The 19,881-nt window shown below is 71.4% G+C and carries 15 protein-coding genes; 5 read left to right on the top strand and 10 right to left on the bottom strand.

Going from position 1 to position 19,881, the window contains the following annotated elements; translation table 11 throughout:
- The coding region (locus ACGF8A_RS11590) for a biotin/lipoyl-containing protein (RefSeq protein ID WP_393106716.1) at positions 1-955 on the top strand (955 nt) is incomplete at its 5' end.
- 225 nt (positions 956-1,180) lie between these two features.
- On the opposite strand, the gene ACGF8A_RS11585 is transcribed toward ACGF8A_RS11590, so the two are convergent.
- Entirely contained in the window at positions 1,181-2,155 is a 975-nt protein-coding gene (locus ACGF8A_RS11585; protein ID WP_393106714.1) for a DeoR/GlpR family DNA-binding transcription regulator, read from the bottom strand.
- A gap of 176 nt (positions 2,156-2,331) precedes the next feature.
- A complete protein-coding gene (locus tag ACGF8A_RS11580) occupies positions 2,332-3,780 on the bottom strand; it encodes an NAD(P)H-quinone dehydrogenase (RefSeq protein WP_393106712.1) in 1,449 nt (482 codons plus the stop codon).
- 106 nt (positions 3,781-3,886) lie between these two features.
- Between ACGF8A_RS11580 and ACGF8A_RS11575 the strand changes: the two genes are divergently transcribed.
- From ACGF8A_RS11575 to ACGF8A_RS11560, 4 genes are all read left to right on the top strand, one after another.
- On the top strand, positions 3,887-4,324 hold the full coding sequence (locus tag ACGF8A_RS11575) for a gamma-glutamylcyclotransferase (protein WP_393106709.1): 438 nt from the start codon (positions 3,887-3,889) through the stop codon (positions 4,322-4,324).
- 51 nt (positions 4,325-4,375) lie between these two features.
- A complete protein-coding gene (locus ACGF8A_RS11570) occupies positions 4,376-4,654 on the top strand; it encodes a type II toxin-antitoxin system RelE/ParE family toxin (protein ID WP_393106707.1) in 279 nt (92 codons plus the stop codon).
- A 100-nt stretch (positions 4,655-4,754) separates the two neighbouring features.
- Entirely contained in the window at positions 4,755-5,579 is an 825-nt protein-coding gene (locus ACGF8A_RS11565) for a purine-nucleoside phosphorylase (RefSeq protein WP_393106705.1), read from the top strand.
- A gap of 451 nt (positions 5,580-6,030) precedes the next feature.
- The gene (locus tag ACGF8A_RS11560; RefSeq protein WP_393106703.1) at positions 6,031-7,662 is read left to right on the top strand and encodes a phospho-sugar mutase; all 1,632 of its coding nucleotides are present in this window, start codon (positions 6,031-6,033) and stop codon (positions 7,660-7,662) included.
- Between the two features lie 905 nt (positions 7,663-8,567).
- Here ACGF8A_RS11560 and ACGF8A_RS11555 read toward each other — a convergent pair.
- The 8 genes from ACGF8A_RS11555 to pstC all read right to left on the bottom strand — a co-directional run bounded on the left by ACGF8A_RS11555 (position 8,568) and on the right by pstC (position 19,766).
- A complete protein-coding gene (locus ACGF8A_RS11555; RefSeq protein WP_393106742.1) occupies positions 8,568-9,446 on the bottom strand; it encodes a phosphate ABC transporter ATP-binding protein in 879 nt (292 codons plus the stop codon).
- Between the two features lie 29 nt (positions 9,447-9,475).
- Positions 9,476-10,417: a sortase gene (locus ACGF8A_RS11550; protein ID WP_393106701.1), complete on the bottom strand. Its 942-nt coding sequence runs from the start codon at positions 10,415-10,417 to the stop codon at positions 9,476-9,478.
- Positions 10,418-10,505: 88 nt separating this feature from the next.
- Positions 10,506-11,960 (bottom strand): Ig-like domain-containing protein, encoded by a 1,455-nt coding sequence (locus tag ACGF8A_RS11545; protein WP_393106699.1) that lies wholly within the window; start codon positions 11,958-11,960, stop codon positions 10,506-10,508.
- A gap of 112 nt (positions 11,961-12,072) precedes the next feature.
- Positions 12,073-13,116, bottom strand: coding sequence for a hypothetical protein (locus ACGF8A_RS11540; RefSeq protein ID WP_393106697.1), 1,044 nt, complete (start codon positions 13,114-13,116; stop codon positions 12,073-12,075).
- A gap of 167 nt (positions 13,117-13,283) precedes the next feature.
- A complete protein-coding gene (locus tag ACGF8A_RS11535) occupies positions 13,284-15,716 on the bottom strand; it encodes a hypothetical protein (RefSeq protein ID WP_393106695.1) in 2,433 nt (810 codons plus the stop codon).
- Entirely contained in the window at positions 15,713-17,464 is a 1,752-nt protein-coding gene (locus ACGF8A_RS11530; protein ID WP_393106693.1) for a phosphate ABC transporter substrate-binding protein PstS, read from the bottom strand. The genes ACGF8A_RS11535 and ACGF8A_RS11530 overlap by 4 nt, the downstream gene beginning before the upstream one ends.
- Entirely contained in the window at positions 17,461-18,762 is a 1,302-nt protein-coding gene (gene pstA, locus ACGF8A_RS11525) for a phosphate ABC transporter permease PstA (protein ID WP_393106691.1), read from the bottom strand. The genes ACGF8A_RS11530 and pstA overlap by 4 nt, the downstream gene beginning before the upstream one ends.
- Before the next feature lie 14 nt (positions 18,763-18,776).
- Positions 18,777-19,766, bottom strand: coding sequence for a phosphate ABC transporter permease subunit PstC (gene pstC, locus ACGF8A_RS11520; protein WP_393106689.1), 990 nt, complete (start codon positions 19,764-19,766; stop codon positions 18,777-18,779).
- Positions 19,767-19,881: the final 115 nt, after the last annotated feature.

Here is a 19,881-nt window from a genome sequence, read left to right as displayed (position 1 = left end):
CGAGTTCCTCGTCGGCCTCGACGGCACCATCTCCTTCCTGGAGGTCAACACCCGCCTCCAGGTCGAACACCCCGTCACCGAAGAGGTCGCGGGCATCGACCTGGTCCGCGAGATGTTCCGCATCGCCGACGGCGAGGCCCTCGGCTACGACGACCCGCCGCTGCGCGGCCACTCCTTCGAGTTCCGCATCAACGGCGAGGACCCCGGCCGGGGTTTCCTGCCCGCCCCCGGCACCGTCACCACGTTCGCCGCGCCGTCCGGCCCCGGCGTCCGCCTGGACGCCGGTGTCGAGTCCGGCAGCGTGATCGGCCCCGCCTGGGACTCCCTGCTCGCCAAGCTGATCGTCACCGGCCGCACCCGCGCCGAGGCCCTCCAGCGGGCCGCCCGCGCCCTGGAGGAGTTCCAGGTCGACGGCATGGCCACCGCCATCCCCTTCCACCGAGCGGTCGTCAAGGACCCGGCGTTCGCCCCCGAACTGACCGGCTCCACCAGCCCCTTCACGGTCCACACCCGCTGGATCGAGACCGAGTTCGTCAACGACATCAAACCCTTCACCGCCCCCGCGGACACGGAGGCCGAGGAGGAGCTGGACCGCGAGACCGTCGTCGTCGAGGTCGGCGGCAAGCGGCTGGAGGTCTCCCTCCCGTCCTCCCTGGGCATGTCGCTGGCCCGCACCGGCCTCGCCGCCGGCGCCAAGCCGAAGCGCCGGGCCGCCAAGAAGTCCGGCCCCGTCGCTTCCGGCGACACCCTCGCCTCGCCGATGCAGGGCACCATCGTCAAGATCGCCGTGGAGGAGGGTCAGGCCGTCAAGGAGGGCGACCTGATCGTCGTCCTGGAGGCCATGAAGATGGAGCAGCCTCTCAACGCGCACAAGTCGGGCACCATCAAGGGCCTGACCGCGGACGTCGGCGCGTCGATCACGTCGGGCGCGCTGATCTGCGAGATCAAGGACTGAGTGGTCGTACCGCATTGCGAGCGCCCGGCGGACCGTCTTTCGACGTCCGCCGGGCGCTTCGTTTCCCGTGGGGGGCGTGGGGGGAGCCGGTGCCCTGGTCCGGGGCGTACCAGGGCGAGGGCGCGGCGGGTAGGCACCGTCCCCCTGACAGCCGCTCGTGACACGCCGAGGAGAGACCTGACGGCCTGCCTCAGGACCGCCCGCCCCGGCGCGGAGCGCGGCCCGTCACCGGCGCCGCAGATCGGCCACCCTGGCCCGCTCCCCGCCCGGTGACTGCTCGCCGAGCACGGCCGCGGTGCGCAGGGGCGACCCGGCGCCCGGGACCTGGCCACGGCGGGGGCCCGGGAGAGGTACGTCCCGGCGCTGCCGGCGTGCCGGGGTGCCCTCACCGCCCGCGTCACCGGAGTTTCCCGGGGCCCCCGTGCCGGCCACGGCGATCTGGACGCCCTGGTCGGCGAGCGCCTGCAGCTCCGTGGCGGCACGGTCGTCGTGGACCGGCGGCTCGTCCGTCACGAGGCGGGTGATCACATCGGTCGGGACGGTCTGGAACATCGTGTCCGTACCGAGTTTGGTGTGGTCCGCGAGGACCACGACCTCGGCGGCGGCCTGGACGAGGGCCCGGTCCACGGACGCGGAGAGCATGTTGGACGTGGACAGACCGCGTTCGGCGGTCAGGCCGCTACCGGAGAGGAAGGCCCGGGACACCCGCAGCCCCTGGAGGGACTGTTCGGCGCCCGACCCCACGAGGGCGTAGTTGGAGCCGCGGAGCGTACCGCCGGTCATCACGACCTCCACCCGGTTGGCGTGGGCCAGGGCCTGCGCCACGAGCAGGGAGTTGGTGACGACGGTCAGGCCGGGGACCCGGGCGAGCCGGCGGGCCAGCTCCTGAGTCGTCGTACCGGCCCCGACCACGATCGCCTCGCCCTCCTGCACGAAGTTCGCGGCGAGGTCGGCGATGGCGGTCTTCTCGGCGGTCGCGAGATGCGACTTCTGCGGAAAGCCGGATTCCCGCGTGAATCCGCCCGGCAATACCGCACCGCCGTGCCGGCGGTCTAGGAGTCCTTCTGCCTCCAGTGCGCGCACGTCCCGCCGTACGGTCACTTCGGAGGTCTGGACGACGCGGGCGAGCTCACGGAGCGACACGGCCCCGTTGGCGCGCACCATTTCGAGGATCAACTGGCGACGTTCTGCAGCGAACACGAAACTGACAGTAACCCCAACGACCGTCTGCTTTCAGCAGTTTGCGCCGAATAACAGAAGTTGTTCGCACACGTCATCGGGAAGTGGTATAGGGGCCTACTCGTGCCGCCTATGCCGAACGCATGGTCGGCAACTCCCCGTGACCAGCGAGGAGTCACTTTCGGCCGCCCGGACGGTCAGCCCTCGCCGGTCGCCTTCCGGGTCTGGAGCTGGCGGGCCACCTCCGCGATCGACCCCGAAAGGGAGGGGTAAACGGTGAAAGCGTTCGCGATCTGTTCGACCGTCAGATTGTTGTCGACGGCGATCGAGATCGGATGGATGAGTTCGGACGCGCGCGGCGCCACCACCACACCGCCGACCACGATCCCCGTACCCGGACGGCAGAAGATCTTGACGAAGCCGTCCCGGATGCCCTGCATCTTGGCGCGCGGGTTGCGCAGCAGCGGCAGCTTCACCACCCGGGCGTCGATGACACCGCCGTCGACGTCGGCCTGGGTGTAGCCGACGGTGGCGATCTCGGGGTCGGTGAAGACGTTGGACGAGACCGTCTTGAGGTTCAGCGGGGCCACCGCGTCGCCGAGGAAGTGGTACATGGCGATGCGGCCCTGCATGGCGGCGACCGACGCCAGGGCGAAGATCCCCGTGACGTCACCGGCGGCGTAGACACCGGGGGCGCTCGTGCGCGAGACCTTGTCGGTCCAGATGTGCCCGGAGTCCTTGAGCCGGACCCCGGCCTCCTCCAGCCCCATGCCCTCGGTGTTCGGGATGGCGCCGACGGCCATCAGGCAGTGCGACCCGGTGATGACCCGGCCGTCGGAGAGGGTGACCTCGACCCGGTCGCCGACCCGCTTGGCGGAGGCGGCCCGGGAGCGCGCCATCACGTTCATGCCGCGCCGCCGGAAGACGTCCTCCAGCACGGCGGCCGCGTCCGGGTCCTCGCCCGGCAGCACCCGGTCCCGGGAGGAGACCAGCGTGACCTTGGACCCGAGCGCCTGGTAGGCGCCCGCGAACTCGGCACCGGTCACACCCGACCCGACCACGATCAGCTCCTCGGGGAGCTCGTCGAGGTCGTAGACCTGGGTCCAGTTCAGGATCCGCTCGCCGTCGGGCCTGGCGTCGGGCAGCTCACGCGGGTGCCCGCCGGTGGCGATGAGCACGGCGTCCGCGGCGAGCGTCTCCTCACTGCCGTCCGCGGCCCGGACGACCACCTTGCGCGACCCGTCGAGCGCCTGCATGCCCTCCAGCCGCCCACGCCCGCGCATCACCCGCGCGCCGGCCCGTGTCACCGCGGCGGTGATGTCGTGCGACTGGGCGAGCGCGAGCCGCTTCACCCGCCGGTTGACCTTGCCGAGGTCGACGCCGACCACGCGGGCGGCCTGCTCGATGTGCGGCGTGTCGTCGGCGACGATGATGCCCAGCTCCTCGTACGAGGAGTCGAAGGTGGTCATCACCTCGGCCGTGGCGATCAGGGTCTTCGACGGCACGCAGTCGGTCAGCACCGACGCTCCGCCCAGACCGTCGCAGTCGACGACGGTCACCTCCGCCCCGAGCTGGGCGGCGACCAGCGCCGCCTCGTATCCGCCGGGTCCGCCACCGATGATCACGATCCGAGTCACGTACTCCATTGTCCCGCACCCTTCAATGTGCGACTGCCCCGGGGGGCTGCCCGAGCTACCACAGGTACCCCTGGCACGGAAGTGACGCGCCGGTCGTCTGCCGTACCCTCGACCCATGTCGCTCTACGCCGCCTACGCCGGCAACCTCGACGCGCGGCTGATGTCCCGCCGCGCCCCCCACTCGCCGATGCGGGCCACGGGGTGGATGAACGGCTGGCGGCTGACGTTCGGCGGCGAGCACATGGGCTGGGAGGGGGCGCTCTCGACAATCGTCGAGTCCCCCGGATCCCAGGTCTTCGTCGCCCTCTACGACATCGCACCCCTGGACGAGGAGTCACTCGACCGATGGGTCGGCGTCGGCCTCGGCGTCTACCGCCGCATGCGCGTCCGCGTCCACACCCTCGAAGGTGAGGAGGGCGTCTGGGTCTACGTCCTCAACGGCTACGAGGGCGGTCTCCCCTCGGCCCGCTACCTGGGCGAGATCGCGGACGCCGCGGAATCGGCGGGCGCCCCGCACGACTACGTGATGGAGCTCCGCAAGAGACCCTGCTGACCCCGGCCCCGGCCTCCTAGACTTGGAGGACCGACGCCCACGGGAGATCACATGTCCCCCACCACGTACGACGTCTACTTCACGGTGCAGGCGGCCGAGGCCCGTGACCGGCTCGACGACCGGCAGCGCGGCGCCTTCGACAAGGGCATCGCCCTGCTGGCCCGCGACCCCTTCCTGCCGGTGTCGCGCCCCATAAGCTCGACCGGCGACGACCGTACGATCCGGCTCACACAGAACATCATCGTGGAGTACACGGTCAGCCGTGGCCGGCTGCTGATCTTCATCGTCGAGGTCTTCAACGACAAGGACGTCCTCGTCACCGACGAATGACCGGGCCGACCCCTGTCGTCGGAAACGACAAGACAACGATCGCAATCCCGTGACCTCTGTCATCTACGCGCGTAGGACCAGACCGGCTACCCTCTTCCGCGTGAACGCATCTCTTCTTCCGGACGACATCCAGGGCGACCCGTACGCCGCCGCCGACGCCGCCGCCGCCCGCCTGCGCGAGCTCACCGGCGCCGAGTCCCACGACGTCGCCCTCGTGATGGGCTCCGGCTGGGCACCGGCCGTGGACGCGCTGGGCGCCCCCGAGGCCGAGTTCCAGGTCACCGACCTGCCCGGGTTCCCGCCGCCGGCGGTCGCCGGGCACGGCGGCAAGATCCGCTCGTACCGGATCGGCGACAAGCGCGCCCTGGTCTTCCTCGGCCGCACGCACTACTACGAGGGCCGCGGCGTCGCCGCCGTCGCGCACGGCGTCCGCACCGCCGTCGCCGCCGGCTGCAAGACCGTCGTCCTCACCAACGGCTGCGGCGGCCTGCGGGAGGGCATGCGCCCCGGCCAGCCGGTGCTGATCAGCGACCACATCAACCTCACCGCCACCTCCCCCATCGTCGGCGCCAACTTCGTCGACCTCACCGACCTGTACTCCCCGCGCCTGCGGGCCCTGTGCAAGGAGGTCGACCCCACCCTGGAGGAGGGCGTCTACGCCCAGTTCCCCGGCCCGCACTACGAGACGCCGGCCGAGATCCGGATGGCCCGCGTGATCGGCGCGGACCTGGTGGGCATGTCGACGGTCCTGGAAGCCATCGCGGCACGCGAGGCGGGCGCGGAGGTCCTCGGCATCTCCCTGGTCACGAACCTCGCCGCCGGGATGACCGGAGAGCCCCTCAACCACGAGGAGGTCCTCCAGGCGGGCCGCGACTCCGCCACCCGCATGGGCTCCCTCCTGACCCAGGTCCTGGACCGCCTGTAGTCCGCCCGCCCACGGACAGCCGCCCACGGCGGGACGGCTTTCCGCCGGGGCGCACGAGGGGAAGGCCGCCCACGGCGGGAAGGGGCCGCGTCGGGGGTGTGTCCGCCCGCGGCGGTCGGCGCGTCGACACGGGCGAGTTGGTCAAAGACCGATTCCGCGCCGTACAGAGGATGGACACGCCCGGCGCGGGCGCGACACGACACGGCACGCACCGCAGGCGCTACAACAGGCCCCACGACCCCGCACAGGCCGCCGCAGGCGCACCCGCACCACCGCCACGGGCACCACACCCGCACCACCCACACAGGCCGCCGCGGCCACCCCCGCCGCAGACCGCCGCACACACCACACCGCCACCTGAACAGACCGCCACAGACAGCGCACCGGCACGACCCCCTGCACAGGCCGCCGCAGGCACCCCGCACCACACACGACGAGAGGCTGACCGACCGTGCAAGACGACCTCCTCGCACAGGCTCAGGCATGGCTCACCGAGGACCCCGACCCGGAGACCCGCGCCGAACTCGCCCGCCTGATCGACACCAAGGACGTCACCGAGCTCGCCGCCCGCTTCGGCGGCACCCTGCAGTTCGGCACCGCCGGCCTCCGCGGCGAACTCGGCGCCGGCCCCCTGCGCATGAACCGCACGGTCGTCATCCGTGCCGCCGCCGGCCTCGCCGCGTACCTCAAGAAGCAGGGCCACGAGGGCGGCCTGGTCGTCATCGGCTACGACGCCCGCCACAAGTCCGCCGACTTCGCCCGCGACACCGCCTCCGTCATGACCGGCGCCGGGCTCCGCGCGGCCGTCCTCCCCCGCCCCCTGCCCACGCCCGTCCTCGCCTTCGCCATCAGGCACCTCGGCGCGGTCGCCGGCGTGGAGGTCACCGCCAGCCACAACCCGCCCCGCGACAACGGCTACAAGGTCTACCTCGGCGACGGCTCCCAGATCGTCCCGCCCGCCGACACGGAAATCGCCGCGGAGATCGCCGCGATCCCCTCCCTCACCACGGTCTTCCGCCCCACCGAAGGCTGGGAGACGCTCGACGACTCCGTCCTGCACGCCTACCTGGCCCGCACGGACGCCGTCCTCGCCGCCGGTTCCCCCCGCACCGCCCGCACCGTCTACACGGCCATGCACGGCGTCGGCAAGGAGACCCTCCTCGCGGCTTTCGACCGCGCCGGCTTTCCGGCCCCCGCCCTCGTCGCCGAGCAGGCCGAGCCCGACCCGGACTTCCCCACGGTCGCCTTCCCCAACCCGGAGGAGCCCGGCGCGATGGACCTGGCGTTCGCCAGGGCCCGGGAGACCGACCCCGACCTGATCATCGCCAACGACCCGGACGCGGACCGCTGCGCGGTGGCCGTCAAGGAGAACGACGACTGGCGGATGCTGCGCGGCGACGAGGTCGGCGCCCTCCTCGCCGCCCACCTGGTGAACCGCGGAGCACAGGGCACGTTCGCCGAGTCGATCGTCTCCTCCTCCCTCCTCGGCCGCATCGCCGCGCGGGCGGGCCTGGCCCACGAGGAGACCCTCACCGGCTTCAAGTGGATCGCCCGCGCCGAGAACCTGCGCTACGGCTACGAGGAGGCCCTCGGCTACTGCGTGGACCCGGACGGCGTACGCGACAAGGACGGCATCACTGCGGCCCTGCTGATCACGGAGCTGGCCTCCGTCCTCAAGGCGGACGGCCGCACCCTCCCCGACCTCCTCGACGACCTCGCCGTGGAGCACGGCCTGCACGCCACCGACCAGCTCTCGGTCCGCGTGCAGGACCTGTCGGTGATCGCCGACGCCATGCGCCGCCTGCGCGAGCAGCCGCCCACGCACCTCGGGGGCCTGGCGATCACGAAGGCGGAGGACCTCACCCGTGGCACGGACAAGCTCCCGCCCACGGACGGCCTGCGCTACACCCTCGACGGCGCGCGCGTCATCGTCCGCCCCAGCGGCACGGAACCGAAGCTGAAGTGCTACCTGGAGGTCGTGGTGCCCGTCACGGCCCATGCCGGCCTCCCGGCGGCCCGCGCCGAGGCGGCGGACCTGCTGGCGGCGATCAAGCGGGACCTGTCCGAGGCGGCGGGCATCTGAGGCACCGGGACCAGGGCGCCGAAGCGCCCAGGACCCCCGGTTCACCGGGAGTTGGGCTGTAGCACTCCCCCCGGCTGTCCGCTCCGCCCCGGCACGTCCCACGCTGAGGGGAGTGCGGTTGCGCTCCTCGCCCCCCTTGGACGTATCCGCCCGCAGGTGTCCCGCACCGACGCCACCCCCCGCGGGACGCCGAGCGCAGGCCCGGCACGGACTTCGGCGGCGGTTCAGCCGGCCGAACCCGTGCCGGGCCCCGTGTGCCCCCGTCCGCCCCGTCGGCCCCGTGTCCGCCCGGTGCCGGTCCGTGCGCGGTCCGCTCAGCCGGGTACCGGGGCGGTGGTGTCCGACGAGGTGGGCTCAGGGCTCCCGGTGGTCCCGCCGGGTGAGGGGGACGCCGGGGTCTCGGTGGACGGCTCGGGGTCCGGGCCGTCTCCGACGGGACGGACGGCCCGGTGGCGGGGTCCGACGGGGTCTGCGACGGGCTCTCGCCGGGAGTCGGCGCGACGGTGTCGCTCGGCGTCCCGGTGGGCGTCGGCTCGTCACTCGGGCCGCCGCCCGGTTCAGGCTGGGAAATGAGGAGGGCGGCGTGGGCCCCGAGCCCTGGCCCGCCGGCGGGGGCGACGCGGCGCCGTCCGCCGGCGTCTGGGCCGGACGGGGCGCGGCGGGAGCCTCGGCGACCACGGGCTCCCCGGGCTCCCCGCCCCCGGCGCGCACGGCCTGCCCGGCCGCCGGGGCGGACGCGGGCGGGTTCGCGAGCGGCTCGTCCTCAAGGCCCGGGTCGGCACAGCCGGCGAGGGCCACAGCGGCGGTGACGGTCAGGAGTGCCGCCGTGACGGGCACCGCGCGGCCCGCTCGTCCCGGGGGCATTGCGCGGAGGGTGCCATCCATCGCCTGGATCCGTTCGGTGGTCAGCCGAAGCGCCCGTTCACGTAGTCCGTGGTCCGGGGGTCCTGCGGGCTGTTGAACATCGCGTCCGTGGTGCCGTGTTCGACGATCACGCCCGGGGTGCCCTGCTCCGCGAGGAAGAAGGCGCACTGGTCGGAGACGCGGGCCGCCTGCTGCATGTTGTGGGTGACGATCACGATCGTCACCTCTTCCTTGAGTTCGTGGATGGTTTCCTCGATGCGACGCGTCGACGTCGGGTCCAGGGCCGAGCAGGGCTCGTCCATCAGCAGTACGCGCGGGCGTACCGCGAGCGAGCGCGCGATGCACAGGCGCTGCTGCTGGCCGCCCGACAGGGCGCCGCCGGGCTGGCGGAGGCGGTCGCGGACCTCCTTCCACAGGCCCGCCTTGGTCAGGCACTCCTCGACCAGCCAGTCCTTGTCGTCGCGGCCGGCCTTGATGCCGCCGAGCTTGAGGCCCGCGGTGACGTTGTCGTAGATCGACATCGCCGGGAAGGGGTTCGGCTTCTGGAAGACCATGCCGATGTGGCGGCGGGCGTGCGTGATGCGGCGGCCGCGGTCGTAGATGTCGTCGCCGTCGAGGAGCACCCGGCCGGACAGGGAGGCGGAGCCGACCAGTTCGTGCATGCGGTTGAGGATCCGCAGGAACGTCGACTTGCCGCATCCGGACGGGCCGATGAGCGCCGTCACCCTGCGCGCCGGCATCGTCAGCGAGACGCGCTCCAGGACCTTGTGGTTGCCGAACCACGCCGAGATGGCGTCGGCCTCCAGGGTGGCGGGGTCGCTCTCCGCCGTCGCCGCGCCCGGCTTGCGCGGCTTCACCGCGGTCAGCTTCTGCGTCGGGGCGAGGGTCTCGTCGACGAGGGTGGAGGTGGTGTCGGTCATGTCGGTCATGGGGCTGAACTCCTCGTCGGTCAGAGCAGGTTGGGCAGCAGACGCGCGGCGGCGCCGGAGACTGCGAGGCCGAAGGCGGCCAGGACGGGCACGCCGACGATCCACGTCTGCCAGCGGCCCCAGGCGCGGTAGGCGGCCATGGTGAGCAGCGCGGCCATCAGCAGGCCCTGCGACCACAGGAAGACCGACAGCCAGGCCGCGCCTTCCGTGCCCATGGCCTGCTCGGACTCGTCGGTCCAGCCGGGCGCCGGCGGGCGCGGCGGGGCGGGCATCACGTCGCTGGTCAGCTCCGCGTCGACGCGGAGTGTGCCGGACGGGGTGTAGGGCCCGCCCTCGGCGGTGATGAGGGTGAGCCTGCCCTCGCCCTCCTCGAGGGCGGGCGGCAGCGGATCGCCCTCACGGCGGACGGCCGAGACCTCGTAGGTGGCCGTGCCCTGCCCCGTGGTCACCCGGATCTCCGTGCCGGGCGGCAGCTGGTGCAGGTCGTTGAACGGGCTGCCGTACGCCCACTGGCGGCCCATGATCACGCTGGTGCCGGCCTGTCCCGGCAGCGGGGTGTCCCGGCGGTGGCCGGGGCCCGACATCAGCACGCCGGAGGTGGTTCCCTCGGCGACGACCTCCTTCAGGCCCAGCGTGGGGATACGCAGGAGCGCCACCGGTGCGCCGGGCTCCAGCAGCTCGCCCTCGTAGGTCTGCTGGCCCACCGGGGCGACGCCGAGCGCGAGTTGGCGGCGGAGCTCGTCGTACGCCGTCTGCTGGTCGCGGGCGTGCTGGAGGTGGCCGACGATCGTCAGGTTGGCGGCGAAGCCGAGCAGCAGCGCGGCGAGCAGGCACAGCGCGACCCCGGCGAACGCGAAGCCGGCGCGTTCGGCCCGCGGCGGCCCGGCGGCGGGCTCGGGCTCGGGTGAGGACGCCGCTGCCGGCGGCGCCACGGCCGGCGGGGGCGGGGACAGCACGGTCACTGGGTGCGCTCCTGTGAAGAGGTGTCGGGGGTGGGGACGGAGGCGCGGGCGGCGGGGTGTTGTCCCGCCGCCCGTGCTCCGGGTGCCGTCAGGCCCTGGGCTCGCCGAAGCTCAGCAGCCCGTTGCGGCGGCCGAGGCGCACCGCGAGGACGCCGGCCGCGACGAGGACCACCGCGCCGATGCCGGAGAACAGCGCGATCTGGCTGCCGGTGGAGGCGAGGCCGCCCTGCGGGGAGTTGCCGCCGGTGGAACCGCCGCCGGTACCGCCGCTGTCACCGCCGGTCGTGCCGGACGTGGTCCCGGACGTGGTCCCGGAGGTGTCGCCCGACGGGTCGTCGGTCGGGTCGTCGGTCGGATCGTCGGCCGGGTCGTCCGTGGGGTCGTCGGTCGGGTCGTCCGAGGGCTCGCCGCTGGGGTCGCCGGAGGGCTCGGAGAGGGTGAAGGACGCCTGGGCGTTCGCTCCCCCGTCGCACGCCGGGGTCCACTTCCAGGCGTTGTCACCGGCGACCGCGTCCTCCGGCACGGTGAGGGATGCCCAGGTCACCGTGCCGCTCGGGTCGGCTGTCGCGCTGGGGAAGTCGGCCTCGTGCTTGTCGAGGGACAGCGTGTACTCCTCGTTGGCCGTGCAGCGCCGGACGATGAGCTCGACCTGCTGACCGCGCTCCAGCTCCGGGACATCCGGCAGCCGCTCGCCCTGGGCGTTGTGGAGCTCCACCCGGGGCAGCTGGACGACCAGCCTGACCGGCTCGGACTCGGAGGCGCCCCACTCGGCGGTGTCCGCCGGGACGAAGCGGGCGGTGAAGTCGTGCTGCCCCTCGTCCAGAGCGGGAGTGGTGAGTTCGGCCTTGCCGTTCGCGATCGCGGCCTCACCGAGCGGGGTGCCGCCGTCCAGGAAGGTCACGTTCCCGGCCGCCTCGGACGGGGTGACGGTCGCGGTGAGTTCCACCGTCTGACCGGGCTCGACCTCGGAGGGGCTGTACGTCAGCTCGGTGCTGGTCGCCTCCGCGCCCTCGCCCAGCGCCCACGTGTCACCGGCGACGGTGATCTTCTGGGTCCAGTACGGGTTGCCGGGGACGATCTCCTCGGAGGGCTTGGCGAAGTCGTAGTTGTCGACGCAGAAGGCACGCAACTCGTAGGTGCCGTCACTGGTGACGATGTCGGCGAGGCTGTTCACCTCCATGCCGGGGTTGTCCGCCGGGGTCAGCGAGATCGACGGGGTCGCCTGGGTGTACGGCCCGCCGTTGCTGATGCCCTTCAGCACCGTGACCTCGGTGCCGTCCGCCTTGACGAGGTAGAGGTTGAGGTGGCTGTTCCAGTTGATGTCCTCGATCGTGATGTCGGGACACGCGGCGGGAATCCCCAGGGTCGGGCCGAGCGGCTCGGGATCGCTCAGGTCGCCGCCGGACGCCATGGTGAAGTCCCCGACGGACGCCGCCCGGGCAGGCTGGGACTGGGACGCGACCAGGGCCACGACGCCCGAGACGAGCACGGCGCAGGCGGCCAGGATCGCGGCCGCCCTTCGGAAGGGTTGGAGCACTGTCATTGCGGAGGCCCCCCGGGGGACTGTTGGCTGCACGGACTCGTGGACAGCGCGTGGGGCCGGGCACCTGGTCGGTGCCCGGCCGTCACGCGGTGGTTCGGTTGACGATCAGCGGTTACCGGTTGCCGGTGGTGCTGGTGTCACCGCAGTTGGACGGCGCGGAGTCGGCGCTCAGGTCACCGAAGCCGTAGTTCTTGATGGTGTTGATGTTCTGGCAGACCTGGGAGTTGGCACCGACGAAGGCGCGCGCGATGTTCGCGTCACCGAGCTTGGCGGTCGGGACGACGTTGTAGACGTCGCGGGCGAAGGTGAAGTTCGGGTTCAGGGCCAGCGCGCTGCCCGAACCAGTGGTCGGAGCCACACCGGCGATGCTGCGCAGACGCGACTCACCGCGGCGGTTCGGGACGTCGGCGAAGCCCTTGCCCTGGGCGATCCACTGGGCGACCGAGTACGGCATGATCTGGGTGCCGTTGGCGAGGGCCGTGCCGTCGTGCTCCTGGATCGTGTCGTCGACGCAGCCGGCGTTCTTGGCCGTGGTGATCTCCGCCTCGGTGACACCGATGGACGACAGCCAGTAGGCGCGGGTACCGGAACCGGCCTGCGGCAGCAGCGCCTTCGACACGGTCTTGGTGACGCCCCCGTCCACGAAGGTGCAGTTGCGGTAGATGGACTGCAGCTGCGCGACGGACAGGTTGGTCGGCAGGGTGCTGCCCAGGTCGGTCGCGTAGGTGACCGCGTCCTTGCCGAACGGGATGAAGGTCAGGGTCGAGCCCACGGTCGACGGGCCCCGCGACGAACGGGCGAAGTCGGCGCAGTCGGACTGGGACGTGTTGTTGATGTCGGCGAGCAGTCTGTCGATACCGGCCGAAGAGCCGTTCGGGCGGGCGATGTTCGCGCAGTGCGCGTCGGCCTTCGGGGTGATCGTGGCGGAACCGGTGGCGTTCCAGGAACCGACGAGCTTGGTGGTGCCGTCGGTGCCCACCACGACCTCGCCAAGGCCGTTCATCACGTACTGCGTCGTGTCGGAACCGACACCCGCCAGCGGGCGGAACGGCGGAGTGGTGTAGTCCGCCGACGCCGGGGTGGACATGATGCCGACACCGATGACCGCGGCACCGAGAACCGCGGCGCCGGCCTTGGCGCGAGACTTGACGTTCACTTCTGATCTCCTTGTTTCGGATTTCGAAGGCTGGACGTTCAAGCTGAATCCGGATTGTCGTGCTGCCGACCCGTCGATCGGCCACCGCATACAATTCCAACTTTTCCAGGCAATGGCCACCAATTCCCAGCGAGGGAAAGGTTACGAGCAGGCTTCCTAGGTGTCTCCTAGGGAGTCCGCCGATGGGCGAGTCGCAGCATTACCGGGCCCGAAAGCCCGGCCGCTCCACCGAGGACGAGAACGCCGACAAGAACCCATCGAATGACTCCCATAATCTCCCCGGGAGTGAATCCACCCCTGGTTTCCGCGACGTTTTGCTGAGGCCCCGGGGAAGGCGCCGCCGAAGCGTTCACGGCGGCCGGCCCAGACGCCGACGGCTCCGCGCTGCCGCCGGCTTCGCCACCCGCTCCCGATGCCGTTCCTCCAGTACCGGCACCGGAGGAGTCCCCTGCGGCACCGTCGGCGAGACCTGTCCCGCCACCGTCCGGATCGTCCGGGTCCGGTTCGCCGGAAGGGGTGTCGGAGACGGCTCCGCGCTCCAGGTCGTCGGCGGCGGCTTCGGCGCGCGTGCGCAGCTCGGCGGGCAGCGGAGCGTAGCCGTGGGGCAGTTCTCCGGCCGACAGGCCCGGCGTCTGGCCCGGACCGGCGGCATACCTGATGAACTCCGCGTAGGCCTCGCGGGCCCCGGCGTCCTGGTCGACGGACGCGGCGGCGTAGGTCACCGCGGTCAGCGGATAGGCCTCGCCCTTGGCACGTGCCGGATCGGGCTCGAGCACACCGGCGTCGAGGGACGACGGCTGCATGGTGTCGACGCCGGCCAGGAGAGTGTCCGTCGACGGCTTGACGAACTCCCCGTCCGCGTTGCGCAGACCGGCCACGGGCAGTCCGTAGCGTTCCGCCGAGGGGACGTCGACGATCGCCATGACCGCGCGGCTACCGGGCAACGGGGGGTCGTTGACGAGTTTGTCGGGTGTGCCGTTCCCTCCCGCCTGCCACTGGATCGTCCTGTTGTTGTTCCCGCGGCGAGCCCGCACCGCCCCGTCGTGCAGGTCGGCCGTGTAGGGGGCGATGTCCAGGAGGGTGTAGGGCAGGCTGGCGCCTCCGAAGCCCGTCGCGATTCCCTCGCTCGGGTCCACCTTCGGGTACTCGTTGAAAGTGGAGTTCTCGTCGAGTTCCAGTTCACCGAAATAGGGGTTCACTTTCATCCCGTTCGGGTCCGCCTTTCCCGCCAGAAAGTCACGGGCCTCCGGGTCCGACTGAAGCCAGTTCCATATCAGCCGCGCCGTGTCGGAGTTCCCGATGGGCGCCATCAAACTCATGGGGGACCCGGGAACCGGGGGAAAATCAGGATTCAGCTCTGTGAACTCCGGATCCTCGGTGTAGTCAAGTGGATTGTCCTTGATGTGCTCCGGACTGGGAGCCAGGGAAACATCGTTCCGATAGGAATGGGTGAGCATCTTGGCCACAAGCCGCGGTGTGAGCCGCATGTCGCGGACCACACCGTCCGGCCCCTCGACGAAGAACGCGAAGGCCAGCCCGGAGACGGCGACCGGCGCGTGGACGATCGCCGGCCCGCCCTCCGCCTGCTCCACGGGATCGACGGTGAAGCCCAGCGTGGGCGTCTCGGCCGACGTGCTCAGCACCTGGCTCCTGGTCTGCTCCTCGGCGGCCGAGGTGAAGCCGAACGTGCTGTCCGTCGAGGTGCACAGCCGCGGCTGCCAGGACGTGACCGCGTCGGTCATCAGCTCGGAGCCGACCGTCGGCTGTTCCGGCTGACCCTCGGGGCAGAACTGGTCGACCTGGAGGAAGTCCAGGGGGAAGACGATCCTGTGAGCCCAGTTCGTGGCGGAGAGCGGGGAGGTGAGGAGTCTGCTGTTCGTGGGCTGGGTGATTTCCTGGCCGTTCGCCTCGTGGGAACCACGCGGCACGACCACCAGCCAGCAAGGGCGCGGAGCAGCCGGCCTCCCCTCGGGTGCCGTGTTCACACCGCATCCGAGGTAGTCGGCCTGGATGCCGTCCTGCATCTCGAACACCGTCTCGCCGGTTCCGTTCGCGAACGTCAGGTTGGCCTGCTGCTCGTTGGTGTCCAGCGGCCCGAAGTAGGTGTAGTCGAAGGCCTCCGTCGTGGCGGGTCCACCGTTGGCCGGCCGGAACGGCACGAAGCTCCTGGACTCCTCGGCCGGATCCAGTGCCGGGTTGAGCACCCGGCCCTGTCCGTCCGCCACCACGGCCCCGGACCCGCCGTACACACACTGCTCGGGCTCCGGGCCGGCAGGATCGTCGCCCCAGCACTGCATGATCTGCACATAGTTGATGTTGAACTGACCGCCGCCCGGCAGGGTCTGCCCGCCGCCCTCCCAGCTGACCCTCACTCCCTGAGACCGGAGCCCCTCGGTCTGGTCGACCGTCACCTTCAGGTCGGAGAAGTCGTCGTACTTCCCCTTCGCCCCCGACTTGGTCACCGCCGAGGAGTCCCTTTCCGCCGCGACCGCCGGCTGGGTGCCCGGAGGCACCGGCAGCAAGGCCACCACCAGCGCGGCCAGCAGACACCCCGCCGCGATCAGAATCCGCGGCCGACGCCGCGTCAGTACGGCGGTCATGCCGAACCCCCCTTCCGGCGAGCCCTGCCGCCCATGGCCCGCGCGAGCACCGGAGGCCCGACCACCACACCGATCAGCAGCGCCGCGGACAGTGCCATCAGAGCCGTCCGCAGGCCCAGCAAGTCCCCGGTGCCCAGGGACACCGGGCTGGCCGCCACGGAGCTGTCTCCGGCCGTCTGGTCGGCGCCGAGGACCTCACCGGTGTCCGGGTCGACGACCGTGCCGCCGGTCGACCCGGTCGTCCCGGCCGTGCCGCCGGTGCCGCCGCCGTCGGAGCCGCCCGTGGCACCGCCCGAGCCCGTCGAGCCGGACCCGCCCGTCGCGCCGGACCCGCCCGTCGCGCCGGACCCGCCGGTCGCGCCGCTGCCGCCGGTCGGGCCTCCGCTGCCGCCCGTGCTGGAGCCACCGCTGGAGGTGCCGCCGGTCTGCGTGGTGGGCTGCGGGGCGCCGCCGGTACCGGTGGCGCACTGGTCCGAGCCCTTCTTGTCACAGTCCTTCGGATAGGGCGCGTTCTCGATCAGCGTGTTGCGTCCGCCGGAGAACGTCGGGTTGTTGCACCTGTTGATGTCGATGTTGCCGGTCTCGGCGCCGGGGATCTTCCGCGTCTGCTCCATGCCGGCCTCGACCAGGTTCTTCGGCAGCGGCGAGTAGCCGAGCCGGTCGGCCTGCTGCTGGCCCTCGCAGAGGAAGTAGTTGTTGAAGGCGCTCAGCGTCCGGCCCTTGGCCTTGGTGAAGCCCGCCTCCTCCCTGGTGGGGATGATCATGTAGCTGTAGCTGGAGAGGGGGTACGTGCGGCGGTCGCCGAACGTGTACACGCTGTCCAGGTTCTGGGTCAGATAGGTCGCCGAGCGCGGGTCGTTGTTGATCCTCGCCTTGGTCAGCGCCACCGCCACGCTGGAGGCGGTCGGCTCGACGTAGTAGCCCGACCTGTTCAGGACCTTGACCACGGGGAAGCCGGCGTTGCGCGCGTAGGAGTACTCGACGTACGTGATCGCGCCCTCGGCCTGCGGCTGGCGGGTGTAGCCCGCGACGCCGAGCGAGGTGGACTGGGAGACGAAACCGGAGCCCGGGATGTTCGGGAAGTACGACGTCAGGCCGCAGGGCGTCTGCTTGCCGGCGCGGCGGCAGTAGTCGTTCCACAGCGAGCCGTACTGCTTCGACATCCACAGCGTGAACTGCGCGGTCGTACCCGAGCCGTCGGAGCGGACCACGGGGACGATGCGGCGGGCCGGCAGGTTCAGCTCGGGGTTGTCGGTCCTGATCTCCGGCGCGTTCCACATCGTGATCCTGCCGGTGAAGATCTTGGTGATGACGTCGCCCGACAGCCGGAGGTTGGTGACCCGCCGGCCGCCGATCTTCAGGTTGTACATGAACGAGGTGCCACCGGCGACGATCGGCATGTACGCGTACTTGCGCGACGGCGGCGAGTCGACGTTGCCGAGGTCGTTCAGGCCGTAGGGGATCTCGGAGACACCGAAGTCGGAGGTGCCGTCGCGGAACTGGTTGCGGCCGATCGTCGAGCCGACCGACGCGTAGTTCACCGTCATGCCCTGCTGGCGGACGTTGCGGCGCCACTGCTCGATGGCGTTGGCGCTCCACGTCGAGCCGGAGCCGCTGATCTTGGTGTAGGTGGCGGCCTCCGCCTTCGGCGGGTCGAGGGCCGGCAGCGCGCAGACCAAGGCGACGAACAGCGCCAGCGCCTGGTACACGCGCAGGGCGCGTGGACGTCGGACAGGTGCGGATTTCACGGGGTGCTCCTCGTCGGTGCGTTACCGGCTGACGGCGGGACGGAGGTGGTGTGGGCGTACGAGGCGAAGCGCCTGGCGTCGCGGCGGGAGGCCCGGACGCGGCGGTGTTCCTGGCGGCGGGTCAGACGGCCCGGCCCGCGGCCGCCGAAGAAGCGGGCGAGGACGAACAGGATCAGCACCAGCACCAGCAGGACCGCCGCGGTGCCGAAGCCGCGGGCGATGTAGCTCGCTTCGGGGGACTTGACGAGTTCGAAGGCCGCGAGCGGCAGCGAGACCATCGGGTCCTGGAGCGGGTTGGTGTTCAGCTCGGCGGTGTAACCGGCCGTCAGCAGCACCGGCGAGGTCTCGCCCACACCGCGCGCCGTGCCGAGGATGACCGCCGTCGTCAGACCGGAGCGGGAGGTCGGCAGCACCACGTGCCAGACCGTGCGCCAGCGCGAGGTGCCGAGCGCGTACGACGCCTCCCGCAGCGTGCCGGGGACCAGCCGGATCACCACGTCCGCGGCGCGGATGATGATCGGCAGCATCATCACGGAGATGGCGAGCGCGGCGGCGAGGCCGGAGCGGTCGAAGCCGAGGGCCAGGATGAAGGTCGCGTAGATGAACAGGCCGGCCACGATGGACGGCAGCGCGGTCATCGCCTCGACGATGGTGCGCACGAACCAGCTGAAGCGGCCCGGGATCTCGTTCAGGAAGACCGCGCAGACGAGCCCGGCCGGGATGCAGATCACCAGCGCGATGCCGATCTGCCACAGTGTGCCGACGATGGCGTGCAGGATGCCGCCCACGCCGAGCGGCTCCAGCGGTCCCGCGGCCGCCATCGACTCCGTGTAGAAGTTCAGGTGCGGCAGCGCCTCGCGGCCCTCCCAGAGGGTGTAGACGACCACGAAGGCCAGTGCCGCCAGCATCACCACGCCGAGGCTCTGGATGACGGCCGCGGCCACCCGGTCCCGTACGGCCGGGCCGTCCTCGTCGAAGGAGACCACCAGCGCGTAGAGGCCGGTGAACAGCGCGTAGGCGATGACGACGAAGCCGAGCGCGCCGTTGAAGGGCAGCAGCCGGTCGAACATCAGCCAGGTGAGCGCGAGCGACGCGGCGCCGGCGCCCAGCATCGCGTAGACGTCCGTGGCGCGCAGCGTGGACAGGTTCCTGCGGGACTCGGACAGGGGCGTACGGCCGCCGGTACGGCGTCCGGGCAGGATCGTGCCCGGGCCGGGGGGCTGCCCCGGCGCCGACGGGCTCGGCCCGCCCTGCGGCTCCTGGTCGCTCGGCGGGCTCTGTGGCGTGGTGACGGTCATCAGGCTCGGTCTCCTCAGGAGTCGCTCGTCGCGCCGGAACGGCTGCGGGCGACGATCGAGGACGCGGCGAAGTTCACGACGAGGGTCATCAGGAAGAGCGCGAGGCCGGCGGCCATCAGCGCGGACATGCCGAACTCGGTCGCCTCGCCGTAGCGCAGGGCGATGAGCGAGGAGACGGAGTTGGTGCCGTTCTGCAGGATGTGCGGCTGGATCTCGAAGACCGGCGAGATGATCAGGTAGACGGCGATGGTCTCGCCGAGCGCGCGGCCGAGGCCCAGCATGGTGCCGCCGATCATGCCCCCCTTGCCGAAGGGCAGCACGACGGAGCGGATCATGCCCCAGCGGTTGGCGCCGAGCGCGTAGGCGCCCTCCCGCTCGCCGACGGGGGCCTGCGAGAACACCTCGCGCATCACCGAGCAGATGATCGGCGCGACCATCAGGGACACCACCATGCCCGCGATGAACGTGGACGACGTGAAGACCGTCGCGGTGGCGAGCGGGTCCGTGGGGTCGGCGCCGTCGACCTTGAAGACCGGGATCCAGCCGAAGTACGTGGAGATCCAGCGGGACACCGTGACGACGTGTCCCTGGAAGAAGAACAGGCCCCACAGGCCGTAGACCACGGACGGCACGGCGGCCATCAGGTCGACGACGCTGATGAGCGTCTGTCTGACGCGGGCGGGGGCGTACTCGGAGATGTACAGCGCCGTGCCGAGCGCCAGCGGGACCGCGAAGACGATGGCGACGAGGGCGATCAGGATCGTGCCGACCAGCACCGCGGCGATACCGAAGTTGCGGCCTTCCGGCTCCCACGCCTCGGTGGTGACGAAGTCCCACTGCGCGACCTCCAGCGCCTGCCAGGCCCGGTAAGTGAGAAAGCCGCCGACGAGCAGCATGATCGCGAGCACCAGGGAGCCGCCGCCGCGCAGCACGCCGCGGAAGATCCGGTCGGGCACGCCGGGGTCGACGTGGAGGCGTCTCGGGGGGTCGTCCGCCGGGACCACTGGCCGCTCATCTCTTCGCGTCGTCACATGTGTTGACGCTCCAGAGAAACGGTGGACGCACGCGCACACGAATGTGAACTAGGCACCCCCGAGGGGCAACTTCGAGGGTTGACGT

Source organism: Streptomyces sp. NPDC047706, assembly GCF_043204795.1.
Classification (GTDB): domain Bacteria; phylum Actinomycetota; class Actinomycetes; order Streptomycetales; family Streptomycetaceae; genus Streptomyces.
This window is presented reverse-complemented; position numbering and strand designations above follow the sequence as displayed.